The sequence below is a fragment of the Thauera sp. 28 genome, assembly GCF_000310145.2.
GTDB classification, from domain to species: Bacteria; Pseudomonadota; Gammaproteobacteria; order Burkholderiales; family Rhodocyclaceae; genus Thauera; species Thauera mechernichensis.
In genome coordinates this window covers 45,346-62,641 of the sequence record NZ_AMXA01000022.1, presented here as the reverse complement: position 1 = coordinate 62,641, position 17,296 = coordinate 45,346, and the positions used below count along the sequence as shown (strand labels likewise).

General features: G+C 68.1%; 28 protein-coding genes. All 28 read right to left on the bottom strand.

Annotated elements, in window-relative coordinates; translation table 11 throughout:
* The coding region (locus C662_RS14440) for a phage portal protein family protein (protein WP_002930571.1) at nt 1–1,345 on the bottom strand (1,345 nt) is incomplete at its 3' end.
* On the bottom strand, nt 1,342–1,644 hold the full coding sequence (locus C662_RS14435) for a hypothetical protein (RefSeq protein ID WP_002930570.1): 303 nt from the start codon (nt 1,642–1,644) through the stop codon (nt 1,342–1,344). The genes C662_RS14435 and C662_RS14440, both read right to left, overlap by 4 nt.
* Nucleotides 1,644–3,437: a phage terminase large subunit gene (gene terL / locus C662_RS14430; RefSeq protein WP_002930569.1), complete on the bottom strand. Its 1,794-nt coding sequence runs from the start codon at nt 3,435–3,437 to the stop codon at nt 1,644–1,646. Before terL ends, C662_RS14435 begins: the two co-directional genes overlap by 1 nt.
* Nucleotides 3,438–3,466: 29 nt before the next feature.
* Nucleotides 3,467–3,967, bottom strand: a complete 501-nt coding sequence (locus C662_RS14425; RefSeq protein ID WP_002930568.1) for a DUF1804 family protein — start codon at nt 3,965–3,967, stop codon at nt 3,467–3,469.
* Entirely contained in the window at nt 3,967–4,242 is a 276-nt protein-coding gene (locus C662_RS14420; RefSeq protein WP_002930567.1) for a hypothetical protein, read from the bottom strand. Before C662_RS14420 ends, C662_RS14425 begins: the two co-directional genes overlap by 1 nt.
* Nucleotides 4,239–4,637 (bottom strand): hypothetical protein, encoded by a 399-nt coding sequence (locus C662_RS14415; RefSeq protein ID WP_002930566.1) that lies wholly within the window; start codon nt 4,635–4,637, stop codon nt 4,239–4,241. Before C662_RS14415 ends, C662_RS14420 begins: the two co-directional genes overlap by 4 nt.
* Entirely contained in the window at nt 4,634–5,143 is a 510-nt protein-coding gene (locus C662_RS14410) for a hypothetical protein (protein WP_037984723.1), read from the bottom strand. Before C662_RS14410 ends, C662_RS14415 begins: the two co-directional genes overlap by 4 nt.
* A gap of 17 nt (nt 5,144–5,160) precedes the next feature.
* Nucleotides 5,161–5,676: a glycoside hydrolase family protein gene (locus tag C662_RS14405; RefSeq protein WP_002930563.1), complete on the bottom strand. Its 516-nt coding sequence runs from the start codon at nt 5,674–5,676 to the stop codon at nt 5,161–5,163.
* The gene (locus tag C662_RS20335) at nt 5,673–5,858 is read right to left on the bottom strand and encodes a hypothetical protein (RefSeq protein ID WP_157354557.1); all 186 of its coding nucleotides are present in this window, start codon (nt 5,856–5,858) and stop codon (nt 5,673–5,675) included. The genes C662_RS14405 and C662_RS20335 overlap by 4 nt, the downstream gene beginning before the upstream one ends.
* Before the next feature lie 111 nt (nt 5,859–5,969).
* A complete protein-coding gene (locus C662_RS14400; protein WP_002930562.1) occupies nt 5,970–6,179 on the bottom strand; it encodes a hypothetical protein in 210 nt (69 codons plus the stop codon).
* Nucleotides 6,180–6,182: 3 nt separating this feature from the next.
* On the bottom strand, nt 6,183–6,857 hold the full coding sequence (locus C662_RS19805) for a BRO-N domain-containing protein (protein WP_083485767.1): 675 nt from the start codon (nt 6,855–6,857) through the stop codon (nt 6,183–6,185).
* 241 nt (nt 6,858–7,098) lie between these two features.
* On the bottom strand, nt 7,099–7,767 hold the full coding sequence (locus C662_RS14390; RefSeq protein ID WP_002930554.1) for a DUF4124 domain-containing protein: 669 nt from the start codon (nt 7,765–7,767) through the stop codon (nt 7,099–7,101).
* Nucleotides 7,768–7,833: 66 nt separating this feature from the next.
* Nucleotides 7,834–8,286 (bottom strand): Mor transcription activator family protein, encoded by a 453-nt coding sequence (locus tag C662_RS14385; RefSeq protein ID WP_002930552.1) that lies wholly within the window; start codon nt 8,284–8,286, stop codon nt 7,834–7,836.
* A complete protein-coding gene (locus tag C662_RS14380) occupies nt 8,286–8,747 on the bottom strand; it encodes a phage protein GemA/Gp16 family protein (protein WP_002930544.1) in 462 nt (153 codons plus the stop codon). The genes C662_RS14385 and C662_RS14380 overlap by 1 nt, the downstream gene beginning before the upstream one ends.
* Before the next feature lie 163 nt (nt 8,748–8,910).
* The gene (locus tag C662_RS14375) at nt 8,911–9,201 is read right to left on the bottom strand and encodes an HU family DNA-binding protein (protein WP_157354555.1); all 291 of its coding nucleotides are present in this window, start codon (nt 9,199–9,201) and stop codon (nt 8,911–8,913) included.
* Nucleotides 9,202–9,337: 136 nt separating this feature from the next.
* Nucleotides 9,338–9,547 (bottom strand): hypothetical protein, encoded by a 210-nt coding sequence (locus C662_RS14370; RefSeq protein ID WP_002930542.1) that lies wholly within the window; start codon nt 9,545–9,547, stop codon nt 9,338–9,340.
* Between the two features lies 1 nt (nt 9,548).
* A complete protein-coding gene (locus C662_RS14365; RefSeq protein ID WP_002930540.1) occupies nt 9,549–10,145 on the bottom strand; it encodes a hypothetical protein in 597 nt (198 codons plus the stop codon).
* A 1-nt stretch (nt 10,146) separates the two neighbouring features.
* Nucleotides 10,147–10,602 carry a hypothetical protein gene (locus tag C662_RS20330; RefSeq protein WP_157354553.1) on the bottom strand — a complete coding sequence of 152 codons (456 nt, stop codon included), beginning with the start codon at nt 10,600–10,602 and terminating at the stop codon, nt 10,147–10,149.
* The gene (locus C662_RS14355; RefSeq protein WP_002930536.1) at nt 10,599–11,519 is read right to left on the bottom strand and encodes a hypothetical protein; all 921 of its coding nucleotides are present in this window, start codon (nt 11,517–11,519) and stop codon (nt 10,599–10,601) included. The genes C662_RS20330 and C662_RS14355 overlap by 4 nt, the downstream gene beginning before the upstream one ends.
* Nucleotides 11,516–11,752 (bottom strand): hypothetical protein, encoded by a 237-nt coding sequence (locus C662_RS14350; RefSeq protein ID WP_002930534.1) that lies wholly within the window; start codon nt 11,750–11,752, stop codon nt 11,516–11,518. The genes C662_RS14355 and C662_RS14350 overlap by 4 nt, the downstream gene beginning before the upstream one ends.
* Nucleotides 11,745–12,089, bottom strand: a complete 345-nt coding sequence (locus C662_RS14345; RefSeq protein ID WP_002930532.1) for a transcriptional regulator — start codon at nt 12,087–12,089, stop codon at nt 11,745–11,747. Before C662_RS14345 ends, C662_RS14350 begins: the two co-directional genes overlap by 8 nt.
* Entirely contained in the window at nt 12,086–12,712 is a 627-nt protein-coding gene (locus C662_RS14340; RefSeq protein WP_037984714.1) for a hypothetical protein, read from the bottom strand. The genes C662_RS14345 and C662_RS14340 overlap by 4 nt, the downstream gene beginning before the upstream one ends.
* Nucleotides 12,702–12,926: a hypothetical protein gene (locus tag C662_RS14335; RefSeq protein ID WP_002930528.1), complete on the bottom strand. Its 225-nt coding sequence runs from the start codon at nt 12,924–12,926 to the stop codon at nt 12,702–12,704. Before C662_RS14335 ends, C662_RS14340 begins: the two co-directional genes overlap by 11 nt.
* On the bottom strand, nt 12,926–13,672 hold the full coding sequence (locus tag C662_RS14330; protein WP_157354551.1) for an AAA family ATPase: 747 nt from the start codon (nt 13,670–13,672) through the stop codon (nt 12,926–12,928). Before C662_RS14330 ends, C662_RS14335 begins: the two co-directional genes overlap by 1 nt.
* A gap of 15 nt (nt 13,673–13,687) precedes the next feature.
* Entirely contained in the window at nt 13,688–15,994 is a 2,307-nt protein-coding gene (locus tag C662_RS14325) for a DDE-type integrase/transposase/recombinase (RefSeq protein ID WP_083485768.1), read from the bottom strand.
* Nucleotides 15,987–16,310 carry a hypothetical protein gene (locus tag C662_RS14320; RefSeq protein WP_002930525.1) on the bottom strand — a complete coding sequence of 108 codons (324 nt, stop codon included), beginning with the start codon at nt 16,308–16,310 and terminating at the stop codon, nt 15,987–15,989. Before C662_RS14320 ends, C662_RS14325 begins: the two co-directional genes overlap by 8 nt.
* Nucleotides 16,303–16,749, bottom strand: coding sequence for a hypothetical protein (locus tag C662_RS14315; RefSeq protein WP_002930524.1), 447 nt, complete (start codon nt 16,747–16,749; stop codon nt 16,303–16,305). Before C662_RS14315 ends, C662_RS14320 begins: the two co-directional genes overlap by 8 nt.
* Nucleotides 16,750–16,772: 23 nt before the next feature.
* Nucleotides 16,773–17,168 (bottom strand): helix-turn-helix domain-containing protein, encoded by a 396-nt coding sequence (locus C662_RS20180; protein WP_002930522.1) that lies wholly within the window; start codon nt 17,166–17,168, stop codon nt 16,773–16,775.
* Nucleotides 17,169–17,296: the final 128 nt, after the last annotated feature.

Genomic DNA, 17,296 nt, shown 5'->3' with positions numbered 1-17,296 from the left:
TTGCACTGAGCGCGGCCACAGCCGCCGCCCGCCAGCGCGCACCCGCCCGCAGCGCCGCCGGGCGCATCGCCGGCGGGGCCACCATGTCCGGGCGCGACACCGCCAGCACATCTTCCTTGGCGTCAGGCTCGGGGATGCGCAGCTTGCCGTGCGCCCATGCGCGCGGGATCTTGAAGCCCACCCCCACAAGCTTGGGCAGCGCCTCGGCGTACTGCGCCAGGTCTTCGGATTCGCCCAGGTCAAACACCCAGCGCGGGCAGCGGCGGTAGTTGTCCACGCCAGGGCGGTTGAGCGCGACCAACGTGTACACCAGGTCGCGCGTAAGCGTGCCCGCCACCTGACGGGCGTCGCTGCGCAGAATGTCGTGGCGCACCTCGCCATGCAGCGTCGCAATGCCGCTGCCCATGCCGGTGGCCTTTGCCTCGCTACTGGTGGTCTGCCCGAGGATGGCCTTGGACTGGGCGCGGTCGGCCCAGTCGACCATCGCCAGGTGGTGGCTGCCCTCGCCACCGCCCGTCACTTTCTGGATCTCCAGGCTCATGCCCTCGGGCATGATCGCGCGCGCATCGTGCCCCAACGCCGCCACCGCGCGCAGCAGGCTGGCCTTCTCCTCCGGGGTCGCCCCCGCCATGTATTTACCCAGAATGATGGGTAACCCGTAGGTCTCGAGGAACTCCGCAAAGTCGCCCACCGCGTAGCTCTTGTAGAGGAAGGGCCACAGGCAGGCGCGGAACAGCCCCGCGCGCCCGACATAGCCCGTCTTGGTCTTGGCCGGGGTGTGCAGGATCCAGCCGCCGGGCTGCAGCGGCGCACCGTCGCCCGTACCATCGACCAGGCGCAGCTCGCGGCGCAGCAGGTCGGTGGTCAGCCAGGTCTGCGGGCGGGGATGGAAGTTCGGCACCCAGTCGCGCCCCACGCGCTCCCACTCCAGCTCGATGCCAGCGTAGCCGTAGCCGGGTGCGTCCATCATCGCAAGGATCACGTCCTCAAGGTCATCGACCGTATCGCGCAGCACCTCCTCGGCGTAGGCCGCAGCGGCCTTCTCCGCGGCGCTGGCGTTGGTCGGCGGCTCGATGCTCCAGTCCAGCGCCACCGGGGCGCTGCGGCGCTTGTCGTATTCCGCGCGGCAATGGGCGTCGCGATCGAGCATGTCGTCAAACAGCTGCGCCTGGGCGGTCAGGTTGCCCTGGTCCGCGTCGCGCAGGATTCGAGCTGCCCGCGCAGGCGTCAGCCCGTCGAGCTGCGACTCGATCATCTGGTGCTGCAGCACCGCAATGCGGCTCGTCTGCGGCTCGCGCAGCTCGCCGGCCTTGAAGGGGTTGCCGTGGGCGTCGATGATTCTCATGGGGTGTCCTGTTCGTACAGATCCGGGCGCGCTTGGCGCAGTGCCTCTTCGAAACATGCGTTGCGGGCGCTATCACCGACCAGCCTGTTGGCATGTTCAAGTCCTGCCCTCAAGCACTGGGAGATCTCCCTATTGGGCAGCGCAGGCTTGGCGCTGATATCGACGGCCAGGAGCCAGCGGCCATCGATCCAGCCGACCAGGCGCAACAACGCCTGGCCGGCTTGCTGCCGCCAGCCCCGCGGCGAGTTGCAACGAATACCCCAGGTCCAGGAGACGGAGATGCGCTCGGTACGCTCCATCAAAACATCCTCCGCCCACCAAACCCGCCGATATCATCCGTGGCGCAGTCGCCATCACGCGCCTGGCGGGCGCCGTGCCGCCCCAGGCTCTGGAAACCCTCCATCCCCACCGCGCGTGTGGTGGCGATCATCCACAGGATGTGCAGGGCTGACAGGCCGTCGTAGTGGTGCCCGCTCTGCGGTTCAGGCCAGCTGTCCAGCTCAGCAAGCAGCGCCACAAGGCCGGGCGAGAACAGGATGCTCGGCTCCATGGCGTCGGTGATGAACGGCTCCAAGCTGTCGATACGGGCGTCCCGGTCGCCAACTGCGGTAACCCCCACCAGCGGCACGGGGCACCCCCGGCGCACTGACTCGCGCACGATGTTCTGCCGCTGCGCTTCGAAGGCGACGTTGTTCTCGAAGCCAATTGCAGCGCACCCATATTCGCGTTGCGTGGCGATGAGATCCGCCTCCAGCTTGCTCGGCACGCGGCGCTTGATCACCGCCTCAATCACATTGAGCTTCGCGCGGGCTTTGTCATAGCCGCCGATCAGGATCGCGGAGGGGTCTGACGACTGCCCGCGGCCAACGGACGGGTCGCAGGCGCCGAACATGATCCATTGCCCGCGTACCACCCAGAACTTGTAGCCGGCGAAGACCTTGTCTTCATCGCTACGCGGGTCGCCCTGCAGCTCGGTGCCGAACGCGCGGGCGTTCTTGGCGCGTTGGCGCATCAGCCAGAACAACGAGCGCACACCGGGCCAGCTGATCACCGCGCCTTCGTCCATCTCCGCGCGGTGTTCCTGGTAGAAGCGGAAGGACGGCAGCGCGGCGTCCGGCGCGACCTGGCCGCGCTCGGCGAAGTCCTCCATGACGGCCTTGTCGTCGTTCAGCATGATCTGTTGGCATTCGTTCCACAGATCCATGTGCTTGGGGAACTGCTCGATGGCGCGGAAGTGATGCACCAGGTGGCCCACGGTGCGCTTGGCGCGGCTGATGGGATCATCCTTGTCCAGGATGGTGCCCACGCCCACGTACTTGACCGAACCGTCCGGCGGGCCGAGGTAGTCGATGGCCTTTTCCAGCCAGTCCCAGCGGTTATTGCGCTCGGTGGGGCTCTTGGCTTCCTTGTCGGTGATCAGGTCGTCGCCCAGCAACACCTTGGGGCGGCTTGCGCCGTGGAAAGTGCCGCGAATAGCCTGCTCGGCGCCGAAGGCCTCGAACTTGACGCCGGCGCGGCTGACGAACTCGCCCACCTTCCACTGTGGCCCGCGACCGCAGGCCTCGGGGAAGTCCAGCGCCAGCGCGGCGTTCACCGTGAGTTCGGTCTTCACCACCTCCAACAGCTTGGTGGGCAACTTGGTTTCGGCGCCGAGCAGCACCACGTAATCCACAAAGTACGGCAGCACCGCCACGGCTGGCCAGTTGATGTCCTTGCGCACGTCGGCCTTCTGCAGCAGCGCGCGTACGGCCACCCAGCAGGGGCCGACCTTGGTCGCGAGTGAGGACTTGGCCTCGCCGCGCGGAGCAATCCACCACTCCTTGCAGCCGCCGGGTGCGTCCAGCAGCTGCGGGAAGCGGGTGAAGAAGTGCCGATGAAAGCTCGACGACGGCGCGCGGATGTGGTGCGGGAAGTAGGTGTGGGCGAAGAACTCGAAGTCGCGATCGACCAGCACGCGCCGGCGACGCGCCGCACGCGCAGCCGGCGACGGGTCCAGCCCGACCTGGTGCGCAGTGATGTCCCGGCGCAGCTCGGCGACCAGGTCGGCCAAGTCGTCGCGGAAGTCGCGTTCGGTGGTGGGTTTAGCGGCCATACAACCTTCCGCGCGTCGGCATCAGAGGATCAGCCATAAGCCTTCCCCAGCTCTTCGCCGAACGCTTCCAGCATCTCGGCCAGCCCGGCCGCGTTACCTGGGTAACGCGACTTGGTGAATTCCAGCAGCCGCTTGATCACATCCAGCGCAACGGCCAGCCTGTCCGTCTCGGGCATCAGCCGGCGGTTGCTCACCATCAGCTTCGCGAAGCTGTCCGACAAGCTCGCGAGCAGCTTGGCCCGCTCGGCAGGCGGCAGATCGGTGTCGGCCTGCAGCGCAGTTGTCGTCGCCTGCACCTGCTGGATGAACGCGGCCATCGTCTGGCGGGCGATCTCCTCGATGCCGCCGCCGGCCAACAGCTGCGCCGCCTGGGCCTTGTCCCAGTCGTCACCGGCACGGCGCGCCTCGCCCTTCCACCGCCTGGCGGTGGGTACCGGCACCTGGTGCAGCGCGGCCGATGCCTCGAGCGTGAGCTGGTCAAACACAAAGCTCGCGCGCACGGCGCGGCGGGTGTCGTCGCTGTGGGCCATCACGCCGCCCCAGGCATGGCGCTGCGGTCGAGCACCACGTCGCGCCCGCGTTCGGTCAGCATCGCCGCATCGCCGCTGCCCACCACCAGGCCCACATCGGCAAGCCAGATCAGGTCCGCGCGCACGCGGTCGACCGTGGCCACTTGGCCATGCACCGCCTCGAGCTCGTCGCGCAGCCGCCGCGCCGTCATCGACTGGCCCGGCGCAAAATAGAGCAGGCTCAGAATGCCCTGCCGGCGGATGCGCTCGGCCTCACGCTGGGCGATCGTGCTCATTGCAGCCCCCGCTCGGTAATGCGCGCCATCAAGGTGCGCAGGTTGTCGCTGATGCCCCGCAGCGTGCCCTTCACCTCGGCCAGGTCGGTGGCCGAGGCGTTGATGCGGGCGTAGATCTTCTCCAGGTCCTCATCGGTGGGCACACGGGCAAGCTCGGCATCGAGCCGGCTGAGCCGGCCGGCGTGTCCCTCGAGCGTCTGCTCGATATGCTCCAGGCGCTGGGTGATGTCGGCCTGGCGCGCCTGGCTGTCCTGCCGGTGCGCGGCCAACTGGTCGCGCAGCAGGTTGCCGTACTGCTGCAGCAGGCTGCGCCCGGCCGCCCACAGCACCCCGCCGATTCCAGACAGCACGCCGGCCAGCACGAGCACGGTGAGATAGTTGATTTCGATGATCACGGGGCAGGGTCCTCTTTGGTGTGCCAATCGATCAGGGCGTTGAGGCGGCGGGCGCACTCGGCATACTGCGCGCCGGCCCCGAGCGCCCAGCCGGTGACGTCGGCATCGGTGGCAACGCGGCCGGCATCGGCGCCAGCAGTGCCGCCGGCGGGCTGGGGCACGTGCATTGATAAACCGGGGGCGCCGTCGAGCAGGCGCAGAGCAGGCTCGCCGAGGCAAGCGCGGCCTTCGGTAACGGTTTGAACATGGCGGGTGCGCTCCTGTGTAAGTTGGTGGGCGGTCTCGCGCGCAGTGGCCAGTTCGCGCGTCAGTGCGTCGCCGCGCTGCTGCGCCTGGTACAACGCCAGGCTGGCGCCCTCCGCGGCGGCAAACAGCGCCTGCGCATGCGCGGTGCGCAGTTCGGCCGTGCCGGCGGCGCCCAAGCGGTAGCCCACGCGGCCCGCAGCCAGCGCCAGCAGCAGCGCCGCGCCCAACAGGACGGTCGCAATACCAAACGGGCGCGCCATCGTGCTCACACCGGGGCTCACTGCGGGTAGCCCTCCATGCACAGCGTGTATTCGGCCTGGCGGGTGCGCCACACGCCACCGCAGAAGCGGCTGTGCTCGGGCAGCGAGCAGTCGCGCCCCTGCACGCGGCGGAAGTCGAGCAGCGTGCGGCACATCTCGGCGTACTCGCCGCGCCGCGCCTTGCCGGGCATGCTCGACCGGCACACCGCCGCCGGGCCCACGTTGTAGGCCAGCTTCACCACCGCGTCCCACTCCCACTGGTGCAGCGTGGCGCCGTCGAAGCAGCGCCGCAGCGCGGGCTCGTCGCGGCCAATGTGGGCCACCGTCAGGCGCACCGCAGCCGGCGGCGTGATGCGGTCGCCCGGCTGCACTGCGGTGCCGTCCGCGCGTACCGTCGAGCCAAAGCCGTAGGTCCAGCGGTCGCCGGGCACCGGCTGTATCGCGTGCCCCGTGTAGCTCTCGTAGCCCACCAGCCCGCCGAGCCCGGCCGCACTCAGCATCAGTGCGCCCACCGCAACGCGCCCGGGCCTCATGCCGCCCGCCAGCGCGCAGGGTGGAAGCGGCAACCAAAGCGCACCGCGGGCGACACATAGTGGCCCGTCGCATGGTGCGCGCAGCGCCCGAATCCGGACACCGCCACCAGCCGGTCCGCAGCGGGGCGGCTGAAGTGCGCGCAGCTTGCGCAGTGGGCGGGGTGTGCAGTTGGGGCAGCCATGCCGCCATACTGCGTTTTGCGCGCAATTCGATCAGGGTGCGGGGCTGCACCCGCAGTAAAGACAAAGCCCCGCACGGGGCGGGGCTCGGGGGGTGGGGCGGAGTGGGCGGGTCAGGCCGGCGCCGCCTCGGGCGGGTTTTCGGCCTGCGCGGCGCCGATCAGCGCCAGCAGCTCGATGGTGTCGAGCAGGTCATAGACGATCTCGTGCCGGCGCTCTGCCGAGGCGGGCACGCAGCCGTCCTGCAGCGCGGTGGCGGCCTCGGCCAGCGAGCGGATGCGGCTGAAGGCGTTGAGGGCGGCAAGGTCCAGGTGGCGCATCATGGCTCAGCCCTCCAGCCCGAGCTCGCCCTGCGCACCCTGCTGCGGGGCGCGGCCGTGGCGGTCGCGGTGCACGATCTGGCGGATGTGGTTGAGCGTCTTGCCGGTGCGCCGGGCAATCTCGTCGCGCGGCACGCCCGCAGCCTCCAGCGTCAGCACCAGCGCCTTGGCCTCTTGCGCGGCCTGGCGCTTGTGGATGCCGGCCAGCGTGGTCAGCGCGCGCACGTGGCCGCGGCGGGCGCCGTCGAGCTGGCCGTACAGGGCCAGGATCATGTTGTTCTGGCTGCGCAGCTCGTCGCGCAGCGCGCCCAGCTCCTGCGCCATGGCCAGCTGCGCGGCGCCCTCGCGCACATAGCCGCCGGTGCGGCGGATGCTGGGCAGGACTTCGGCGGTGATCCATTCCATGAAGGGCTCGGCCTCGGGCTTGTTGCAGCGGAGCACGCCGCGGTACAGGCCGGATTCATCGACGACGAGCATTTCCTGAGTGCCACTGGGGGTGGGCACTTTTTGCCTACCCTTATGGGAATCAGGCACTTGCCGCAGAAAGTCCTTTGCGGTGGGATAGCCGAGCACGTCAGCGACATCCTTTGCCACAGCGACGAACGAAAGTCCGTCATCGGCCGGGAAGACGCGCACCTGGTGCGTGTGGAACTGGAAAACAGACAAAGATTGAGTGGCCATTGCGGCTGACTCCTGTGTGATATTTTGAGTTTCCGCCCCTTTTGAGAGGGCGGCCGGGTGCTCAAAACCGCACACAGACGGCGGGCGTATTCCCGGCTGACGCCGGTGTTGTATTAGCCGCACACCCGGCCATAGGCAAACCTATGGACGTAAAAAAACCGCATTGCTGTCGGGCGCGGCGACCGCTGTGTGAGGTGTTTTGAGCACCGGAGCGGAGTTTGCGCCCGATTTGGCGCAGCCGTCAACGCATCGGGCCGATACTCACTTCGTGCGCCCTCCACGAGTTGCCTGCCGGCTCATATTCCATCGTGGCTGAGTAGACGTTGCGTAGCATCACGCCAAAGGCGTTTTGTGCATCAACCTCACCAAGGACTTCCCACATGCAGTTGCCAATGAACCTTGTCGCAATCGGCTGGCCGGCGAATCTCGCCGACGAAGGGGCGAGAAGATGCCTGCGCACCGCGCGCTGCGACATCACGAACGCGTAGGTCTTGTCTCCACAGGGAGTCATGTCAGTCCGCACTGGCGCCGCGTCCTCGCCGTAGTTTCCGTGCTCGGCAAAATACCGTTCCCTTTGCTCTAGGCTGTCCTGCCGCAGCTTCTCATGCTCTTGGCGCAGCGCCTGGAACTCGGCTTCGCGCTGGATGCGACGTTGTTCCGCTGCCTCGGCCCGGCGCTGCTGCTCTTGCTTAGCGGCGTCCGCTTGCTGCTGCCGGCTCTGCGCTTCGCGCTGAGTGCGGACGTTCTCCCGGTCATTACCCATCGCCGGGCGCACTTCCAGCGGCACGTCGCCGGCAGCGCAGGGTCTATCCGCGAACACCGTCTCTCCGCCCTCCACACACTTGTACACCTGCGCGTGCGCGGCCGATGCCGCCAGCAGCCCGGCGGCGAGGAGGATGTGGCGTTTCATGCGGTTCTCCCTGTCATGCAAAAACATGATTCTGCCATTGCCGGGCGCGGCCTGCGCCGTATGCCCTCAGAACAGCCCCATCTGCCCGCGCAGGTCGGCCTGGCGCGGCGTCTCGGCGGTCGGCTCGTCGGCCTCCTTGAGCACGCTATACACCTGGCGGCGAGACAGCCCGAAGTCGACGCACAGGGCCTCCACGGGCGCGCCCGCGTCAAAGCTCGCGCGCACCGCACGGTTGCGCGCGCGGCGCAGGGCCGCCCGGCAGTTGGGCACTTCGAAGGCGGTGCCGGCAATGATCTCGTAGAGCTTTTCTGCGTTGCGCTCGCCCACCAGTTCGGCCACGCGGGCAAAGCGGGCGTCGGCGCGCGCAGACCAGTGCGGACCGCGCATCGGGCTGTAGATGCGCGCGCCCGGCATCTCGCGGATCAGCGCCATGGCGCCGCGCCAGCCCACCCAGCGCACCAGGTCGCGCACGCTGGCGGGCAGGTCGGTCTCGAGGATGGCGAGCGAGGTCCGGCTCATCAGGGCACCCGCTCGGACAGCTCGTGGCGCAGCGTGGTGGCCAGCGCCGCGACCACCTTCTTCAGGTCATCGGTATCGCAAAAATCCAGGCTGGAACGCTTGCACACCCGCCGCGCCACGCCGTCGGCGTAGGACAGGGGCTTCACGGTGCCGGTGACGCGGTGCAGCTCGGCCAGCAACGCGTCGACCTTGCTCAGCAGGGGGGCGCGCTCGGCGCTGGGGGTTACCCGCCGGCGCCCGGCATAGCCCTCGCGGCCGCGGTTGAGGTGGTCGAGGATGGCGTTGAGCTCGGCCAGGCTGCATTGAGACAGGCTCGCGCAGCGCCCGCCCGTCAGCTCGCGCACCATGCGCCCGCGCTCGGCCGCATCGCGCAGGTCGAGCCCGGCCTTGCCAGCGGCCGCAAATATGGCGCGCTTGCGCAGGGCGATGCGCTGCGCGGCGGTGGGGGCGGTGGGGGGCATGACGTCACTCCTCATCAATGGGCATGAGCCACAGCAGCGCGGCGTGCAGCATGTCGGCGAGGTGTTCGGCGAGGCGTTGCAGCATCATCGGCTCCTGGGCGTGGGGTTACTCGGCTTGATGGAGGGGCCCGCAGTAACGGCGCAGCCCCTCGGGCAAGACGGGTTACGGATTGATCCAGTCTTCCAGCGCCTTACCCGCCACGAACTTGACCACCATGCGCTCGGGGATCTGGATCGCCTCGCCGGTGGCCGGGTTGCGGCCGGTGCGCGCGGCGCGCAGGGTGGTCTTCAGCTTGCCCAGCCCGGGCAGCGTGACATCGGCGTCGATGCCGGCGTCTGCGCCTGCAAAGTGCTGGGCGATGACGCGGCCGGCGGATTCGAGGACCGATTCGACGACCACCTTCTGCAGGTTGATGTCGGCGGCGATGGCGGCGATCAGTTGTGCTTTGTTCATGCTGCGATGCTCCATTGGTTGTGAGGGGTTGCCGGTTCCCGGCGCCCTTTGCGGCTTTCGCCAAGGCGGGCCTTTGCTGTATCCGTGCCGGCTGGTTCCGTTATGTGCCCGACGGTTTCCTGCGGTCATGCCGCACTCAGGTGATTGGCGTAATGTGGAAATGGGTGGTGTCGCCGATGCGGTCGATCTCGATTGCGCGGTGCGTGCCCGGCTTCCAGAACTTGTCCATCAGTCGCTCAACGGCGACTTGCGCGCTGTTCGTGCTGCTGGCCCGCGTGTTCCCCATGCGGCAGCTGTAGGTGTTGTTGCGACCGCGCCGCACGGTGATTTCGATCGGGGAGGTCATGTCAGGCCAATTCCTTGCTCTTTGCCTTCGTCTTACCCTTGCGGACACTGGGCTTGTCTTCTTCGCCATGACGCCGGATCGCATCTGCAATGAGCGCCTGAGCCAGCTTTTCCACGTCTGCTGCGCCGATCGTGATAAAGGGGTTGTCTGCGCCCGTGATGCGGTTGATGCCGAGCTTTTGGTGCGCCGCCGCGGGCAGTTGCGAGAGGGCGTCGATGACAATCGTTTCCTCGGTGCGGATCAGCAGGTCGGCTTGGGCCGGCAACAGCGCCCGGATGCGCTTGATGAGCGCCGCGTCATCACCCCAGTCGAGCGCATCTTCTGCTTTGCGGTATCCAGCGCGGACGCCGTTGACGTTGATGCTGCGCGGCTTGTCGAACAGCTGTGGCGCGGCCTCGAGCAAGCTCATCAGGGCGCGGTGCGCGGCAGCTTCCTCTTCTGCCGCCGCGTCCATGCCTGCGCGGTGACGGTCGTAGATGGGCTGGATGGCGGCTTTGATCTCGTCCTGGCAAAGCGCCGCACGTGCGGTAGTTGCGGTGTGAGCAACAGCCAGCCGGTCGGCAGCTGCGCGGATGTCGTCGAGGGAGGGGGTAGCCATGTCAGTGGTCTCCAGTGGTTGCGGGGGTGGTGTTGGCCTCGCGCATGGCGGCCAGCGCAGCCCGCCCGAGGTCGGTGATGTAGTACGTGGCCGCGCGCCCCATGCCCACTGGGGTATTCGTTCGACTTGGCAGGGCTCGGCCCAGCCAGCGGCGGTCGTACATGTCCACTGCCAGGCTGGCGACCGCGTTATGGCTGATGTCGGGGTTTGTCCCCGGCACGGGCGCAGAGGCGATTGCGTCGCGCAGTTGGCGCACGGTGCGCGAGCCGCGCGCGGCCAGTTCGGCGAGCATGCATTGGCGGTGCAGCGCGCCTTGGCGCTGGGGTACCGATGAGCTGGGGCCAAATCGGGCGGCGCGGGAGAATGCGGCGCAGGCCTGTGCGCGGGCGGCCGCACTAGCGGCCTGTACCTGCTGCGCCAGCGTTGGGATCCCCTGGGTGGCGGTTGAGTGGATCATGCCGCCACCTCGCATGCATGCGGCACGCCGAGCAGACGGGCGAGCCGGGCTACATCTGCGGGGGCGATCTGCAGCAGCTCGTCGCCGTCGTAGATGGATAAGCCCCCGTCGTCCCACAAGGCGAAGCTGATGCGCGCGGGGTTGGTCTGCGGCGGAGTAGGCGGCGCGGGGTCATCGGGTTCCATGTCGCCGAGGGCGTTGGATACGGAGGCCAGGAAATCGGCGACGGTGGAGAGATCTGCGGGCTCGAGGGTTTGGGCCGGGAGCACCTCGGGTTCCGGCTCGGCGCCCGGCGCTGTGTCGGCGGCCGCGAACGGCTCGCCGGCGGCGACCTCTGCAGCCGGGTCATAGGCGCGGTGGCCGTGGTCTTTCGGCAGCTTGCCGAGCGCGACGCGCTGACCGCCGAGCATGCTCTTGATCAGGTGGCGCACGCCTTCGACGGTGATGTCGAGCTCGGCGACGAGCGCCTTGAGCGGCAGCCCATCAGTGAGCGGGCGTCCGGCAACGAGGTCGGCGATCTTCTGGCGCCGTTGCTGGGTGGCGGTGGGCGATTGCTTCATTTCGATCTCCTGTGCAGCGCGGCGCGCTGCGATGGATTGCGGGAGGCGCTGCGGGGTGAAGGTGCGCGTAGTCGAGAAGTGGCCGCGGGCGTTGAGCGCGTGCCACGAGTCCATGCGCGGGCGGGCGCCGGTGGGCCAGATGGCGAGCCAGGGCTCGGGGTCGGTGCCGCGCTTGATGTGGGCGCAGTTGATCTGGCTCGTGCCCTTGAGGTGCTCGATGGCGGCCCAGTAGAGGTGCTCGCAGCCGCCGATCAGCGCGGCTACGTCGTCGGCACGCGCCGGGCGCTTGCTGTCGTGCCCGGCAAGCTGTGCGAGGATGCGTTCGCCGAGGTCGGCGGAGCTGGCGCGGGCGGTCATCGCTGCACCTGGGCGGCGACGACGAAAACCGACACGGCGTCCGGGTCGGGCTGGGCGCCGCAGGCAATGCGGGTGTGCTCGACCTGGTCGGCCAGCGACACAACTGCGGCGCGCAGCGTCTCGCGCTCTGTATCGCCCGCCTCCAGGGCGATGACCACGCCGAGGCCAAAGGCGCAGACCATGGGCAGGACGCGCTCGGCGGCGTCGTGCAGCCAGTCGAAAAAATCATTCATCTCGATTCCCCTCGAAGTGCGCGCAGCGGCGGCATGCGTGCCAGTGCGCCAGGCGGAACGGGTTGTGGGTCGGCGGCTCGCAGCGGGCCTGTTCGGCACACAAGGCGCGGGGCTCTTCACGGCCGGTGTGCGGGCAGGCCACTGAATCGAGCACGGTCAAGGCGGCGCGCAGCAACTGGTCGGGGTCGCCGTAGGTGCCGGATAGCAGCCGCGATACAGCCGGGCGCGAATAGCCCAGGCGCATCGCCACGGCCGCCTTGCTGCTGGTGCTAACCTCTTCTCGGATCAGCGAGAGCGCACGCGCACGCGCTTCGTGCGTGAGAGCAGTCAGACTCATGTCTCCTCCCAACTCGGCTCTTCGTGCCACACCACGCGCCCTTGGTTGGGGTCGAACACCACCTTCGTGCGTTGCACCATTGGCGCGCGCGGGCCGGTCTTCATCTCGTGGCGCAACGCGTAACGCGCCGCGATCGGCCTGCTGCCGAGCTTGGCCGGCGCAACCTCGTCCAGGTAGCCGGCGGCATGCAGCGCGCCGATGTAGGCCTTGGCCGTCTCCGGGAACACCGGGTGATCCGGCGTCGAGGCATAGGCCGCCAGCTCACGAAAGTCGAACGTCGGCAGGAAGTGGCGCATTGCGTTCCACATCGCCTCGTTGCCGCGCCCCTGTGTGACTGCGGTGCCGTCTCGGCGTAACCGGGGCGCTTCCAGGCCCACGTCCTTCACCAGCCAGTAACGGTGTGCCGCGCCGAATCGGAGCCGGTCCTCGCGCCGCAGAAAGCCGCCGGCCACCAGTGCCTTCATGTATTCGCTGATCAGCGGCAGGCCGACCTTGCTGGCTCGGGTGAGGTCGGTGGTGGTGAAGCCGCCCTCACGATCGGCCATCGTGCGGATGGCCTCCCACACCCGCTGGCGCGGGCTCTTGCCGCCGGTCATTTCGAGGTGCGCGGGCTTACGAGACACGGTGCCAGCCCTCCGCAACCAACCACACGACGGCCGAACTGTTGTCACGCACGGCATCGTCAATCTCAATGACGCCGCCAGCCTTAACGACCGCGGTTCCAATGCGCATTTCTTTTACCTTCGCAACCCCGAGGCATCGATCCGCCGTCTTGATCTCAACTTGCGCATCGGGCGGCATGCTTGAGAGCTTCTCGATGAGGTCTCTGGCCTTCATCACACCACCCCCTCGCTCTCGTCGGTGTAGATGCCGCGCCCGCCCCACTTGGCCAGCGTCATCTCGTCCTCACCGCTCACCAACGCCTCGTCGCGGATGCGCGCCAGGTTCACGCAGGTGTAGCGCACCGACCCATCGACGCGCGCGACGATCTCCGCCAATAGATCCGGCGCCACCTGCACGCCGGCCGCATACACGGTGGCGAGCTTGACCGCATCCGCCAGGCTCACCGCTGGGGCTTCCACCCACTGGTAAACACGGCTGTGCATCTGCTTCCAGCGCCGCAGGCCCACGCGCAGCTCGTCGGTGCCCACCAGCAGCACCGGCTTCTTGCTGCCCTCGTAGATGTCGCGCACCGTCTCGATCAGGCTGTCGCTGCGGATCAGGTAGTCCGCCTCGTCCAGGATCAGCGGGCGACCGCTCTTGGCCAGCTGCGCGGTGATCAGGTCGAGCAGATCGGCCGTGGTGGCCTTGTTCGGCGCCGCCACACCCATCTCCAGCAGCACCTTCTGCAGCACCACCTTCACGCTCCAAACCCGGCGCACCTGCACGTAGTACGCGCGGTACTGCGCCACCATGGCGCCGGCGGCCATGCTCTTGCCGCGGCCCGGCGGGCCATACAGCACGCCCATGCCGGCCACGTTGGCATGCCGCGTCATCAGCGCTTCCAGCGCCACGCTCACAAGGTCGAGCGAGGCGATCGGCACCACGCCGCCCGGCAGCGCCTTGTTCAAGGGTTCATTCATCTTCATAATCGGGACTCAAGCTCCGTTTGCGGTTCTGACGGGCACGACGGTTGCCGCCGTCGTGCCCGAGTTGTTTCCAGCCGTCTGGTGCCGGCGCATCAGCGCGCCGAACTCCGACGACTGCGGGTACATCCCCCACCATTTCTGCAACTTCGGTTCGTCGATCACCTCTCCCCTTTCTGCAATTGCGTTGATTTCCAGCCACTTGCGGAAGCGCAGCTCCGGCGTCTCCGGGATGTGCACCACCTTTTGTTCGGGCTCGGGCACGGGCTGCGGGTTGTCGCGCTCGGCGCGGCGCGCATCCAGGCGGCGCTGCAGCTCGGGCGCCAGCGGTGCCGCCTCGCGGCCGTGGTCGATGCGCCGTGCAGCCTTGCCGGCCTCCTGCAGCCCTTCGCTGCGATGCGCCTCGGCGCCGCGCGGCGGCAGTGCGGCCAGCTTCCCGGCCTCTGCGGCCTTCCGGCGCAGCAGCTCGCCCACCATGCGATCGGGGTCCACCTTCGCCCCGGCCCCCATGCGCTTCTTGTCTTCCTTCACGCGCTTGGCCTGGGCGTTGCGCACGTGTGCGGCCAGTTCCTTGCGGCTCACGCCCTTGCGCTCCGGGCAGATCGCCACGCAGATGAACTTGCCGTCCTGGTGCACCACCACGGCGCCGAAGTCCTCGGTCTCGCGCACCGTCACCTCGGTGCCTACTTCCACCAGGGAGAACAGCTCCGGCGCGGCGTACCAGCCCGAATCCACCGCGATGCCCTTCTTCTGCAGGGTGCGCACGCCCGCCAGCGGGGCCAGCAGCACGTCCAGCGCGCGCTCGTCCTCGATGCGGCGCACCTTTCCCGTCCAGGCCGCGGCGCGGGCAAACGGGGTTTCGTTCGTCTCGCCGTGCGGGCGCTGTTCATAGGTGCCCTGCAGCCAGTCATTGATGTGGCCCTGCAGGGTGCTGGGCGTCATGTCCAGCTCGACCACGGTGTCCTTCTGGAACAGGCGCTCGCTGAAGGCCCGGCGCGACTCGATCGCCTGGCGCTCGGCCACGTTGTGCCCGACGAAGTTCGGCAGCAGCTCCAGGATGCTGTGCAGCATCACGCCGATGCCGCGCTCGACATGCGGCTTCTGCCAGGGCGAGAAGGGCGCCGTCACCCGCTGCTTGATGCCCAGCGCCTCGAGCGCCATCTGGAACTCGCGCGCCTTGTAGTCCTGCCCGTTGTCGGTAACGATCTCTTCGGGCACGCCCCACGCCAGTAACGCCAGCCGCAGGCAGAACATGTGCGTCTGCGCTTTCGGCGTGCGGCTCAACACCACCAGCATCCGCCGGCTGTAGATGTCGATCACCACCGAGCAGGTGTAGCGCCGCTTCTGGTTCGTCTCGGGGTCGGTCAGCATCCAGTCGCTGGGCGTGGCGTCCATCTCCCAGCGCTGGTTCAGCCGCACCACGTCCTCGCTGGCGTTGCCCACCGCGCTCATGCAGCGGTTCTTCCACTCGTCCGGGCTGGTCAGCGCGGTCAGCAGCTCCGGGTGTTTCTCCTGCCAGTTCTTCAGGAAACGGTAGGTCGCGTCGTAGCTCGGTGCCTCGAACAGGATCTCACCCGTCTCGGGGTCCACCGCCGCACTGGCCAGCAGCGCGTGCAGGTCGTGGGGCATGATGTTCGGCCGCGCCTTGATCAGCGCCAGGGTGGTTTCATGCAACGTCGGCTGCTTGGTGAAGACGTTCACACCGCGCATCAGCGCGCCGTCCTGCTTGTCGATCAGTCCGGCTAACCCCTCCTTCTTGAACTTGGATTCCCAGCGCGCCAGCGATCGCCCGGAAATCTCTGGGAACGCCTCGCGCACCGCCTCGGTGATCTGCGGCAGCGGAGGCAGCGTGCCGGCGTTGTAGAGGCTGCAGAACACTTCCTGCCCGCGCTTGCGCTTGATCGGCTGGGCCTGCACGAACCACACCTCCCAACCCTGCACGATGCCCCACCGACCATCAAAGCGCTGTTGCTGCCCTTCGGTCAGGCTGGCCGCCAGCGCCTTCAGCGCCTGCTCGCCCTTTTGCCGGCGAATGCGCGCCTCTTCGGCCACGTCTGCGCGCACCTTCGCCACCACGGCGTGCTCGCGCAGAGCGCGTTCGCCGGCGGCGATGATCCCCTCGGCACGGTCGATCAGCTTGGCGATGCGGGGCGGGGGGGCGTATTCGCGGGCGACGCCACCCTTTCCGCCCTTGACCGGCACCTCGCGGAAGGACCAATCCTCGCGGTCAACGAGCTTGCGCCAGCCACGCTCGGACCCTGGCAGATCAGGCAGCCTGAGCTCGGCCAACTCGCGGCAGGCGTAGTGGGTCTTACGCATGATCGCCTCGCCCATTCAGCCACTGCAGCAGCGCTGCCGCCTTGCTCGCGGGCAGCGTCAATGTCAGCGTGACCTCAGTCTCGCGGTGCTTGCGCTTGGTCACACCGATGCACGCTGCCGGCTCACCGGCGATCAGTGCAGCGATGCGCGGAGGAGGGGCGTATTCGCGGCGAACGCCACCGCGGCCACGGCCTTTGCTTTCAATGCACGGCCACCCCTCACGAGAGACGGTGAGCCGCCAACCTTCATCTGTGGTTGGGCAATCAGGCAGCTTGAGCTCGGCCAACTCGCGGCAGGTGTAGTGGGTTTTACGCATCGCCCATCTCCCCCAGTGCGCTCTTGAGTGCGCGGATCTTCTTTCCCGCCTCGTCGCGCACCCGTTCGAGCTTGCCGATCTCGGCATCCAGCGCCGCCTTGCCCACCAGTACGCGGCAGCCGCGGCGGTCCGCCAGCCACTGCGTCAGCAAGTGGGTGTGGCACGCCACCTCCAGCACCGGCGCCAGGTAAAACGGCATGTTGTAGGCCTCACGGCTCTCCGCGCTCCAGGCGTCCAGCATGTACTTGGAAACGTCGCGGCCGGCCAGGCGGCTCATGCGTGCGGCCACATCCGTGCGGTCGCAGCCTGCGCCGGCCAGCGCCTGACTCACCAGGTGAGCCACTTCCACCCCATAGCACTGGCTGCCCGGCGTCTGCTCCGCCGGCTGCGGCAACAGCGCAAACAGGTCGCCCGTGTGGATGTCGGCATGGCGTGCCATGGTCATCTCCTCATCCACCCTGCTCATGCGGTGGCGCGGCTGTCAGCGTCGCGGACATTGCGCCCCTTAGCTCTGCCGCTAGAATGTCCTGCAGTAACGCGGGTTTCCGTGTGTTCTGCAGGCGGCGGCAGGAGGGCCGCCGGGTGCCCCACGCTGGCCAGGGCAGCCCGGCGCCAGGGGTTGGCGGCAATGCATTCGGCGGTGTAGCGGCTGGGCCAGATCTGCGCGGGGTCCAGGCCGAGCGCATCGGCGATGAGGCGTTCGTTTTTCGGACTGCTGTTGTAGAGGGCGTGGCGCACCGCACGGCAATTCACGCCTTCGGCGCGCGCCAGGTCGGCAAAGGTGAGGCCTCGGCGGCGCAGCTCGGCGGTGATCGCGTGGCTATCCCAGTCCTTGATTTTTGGGGTCTTTGCGTTCATGTCTATTTCCTTGCGTTTGCGTGTATGTCGGAACTGTAAGGCCCTGTGTGGAACACGTCAACAGGGGAAATACTGTTCCCAGCTCAGCAACTCCACGCAGGGACTGATCTGCGCTACAGCCTCCGCAA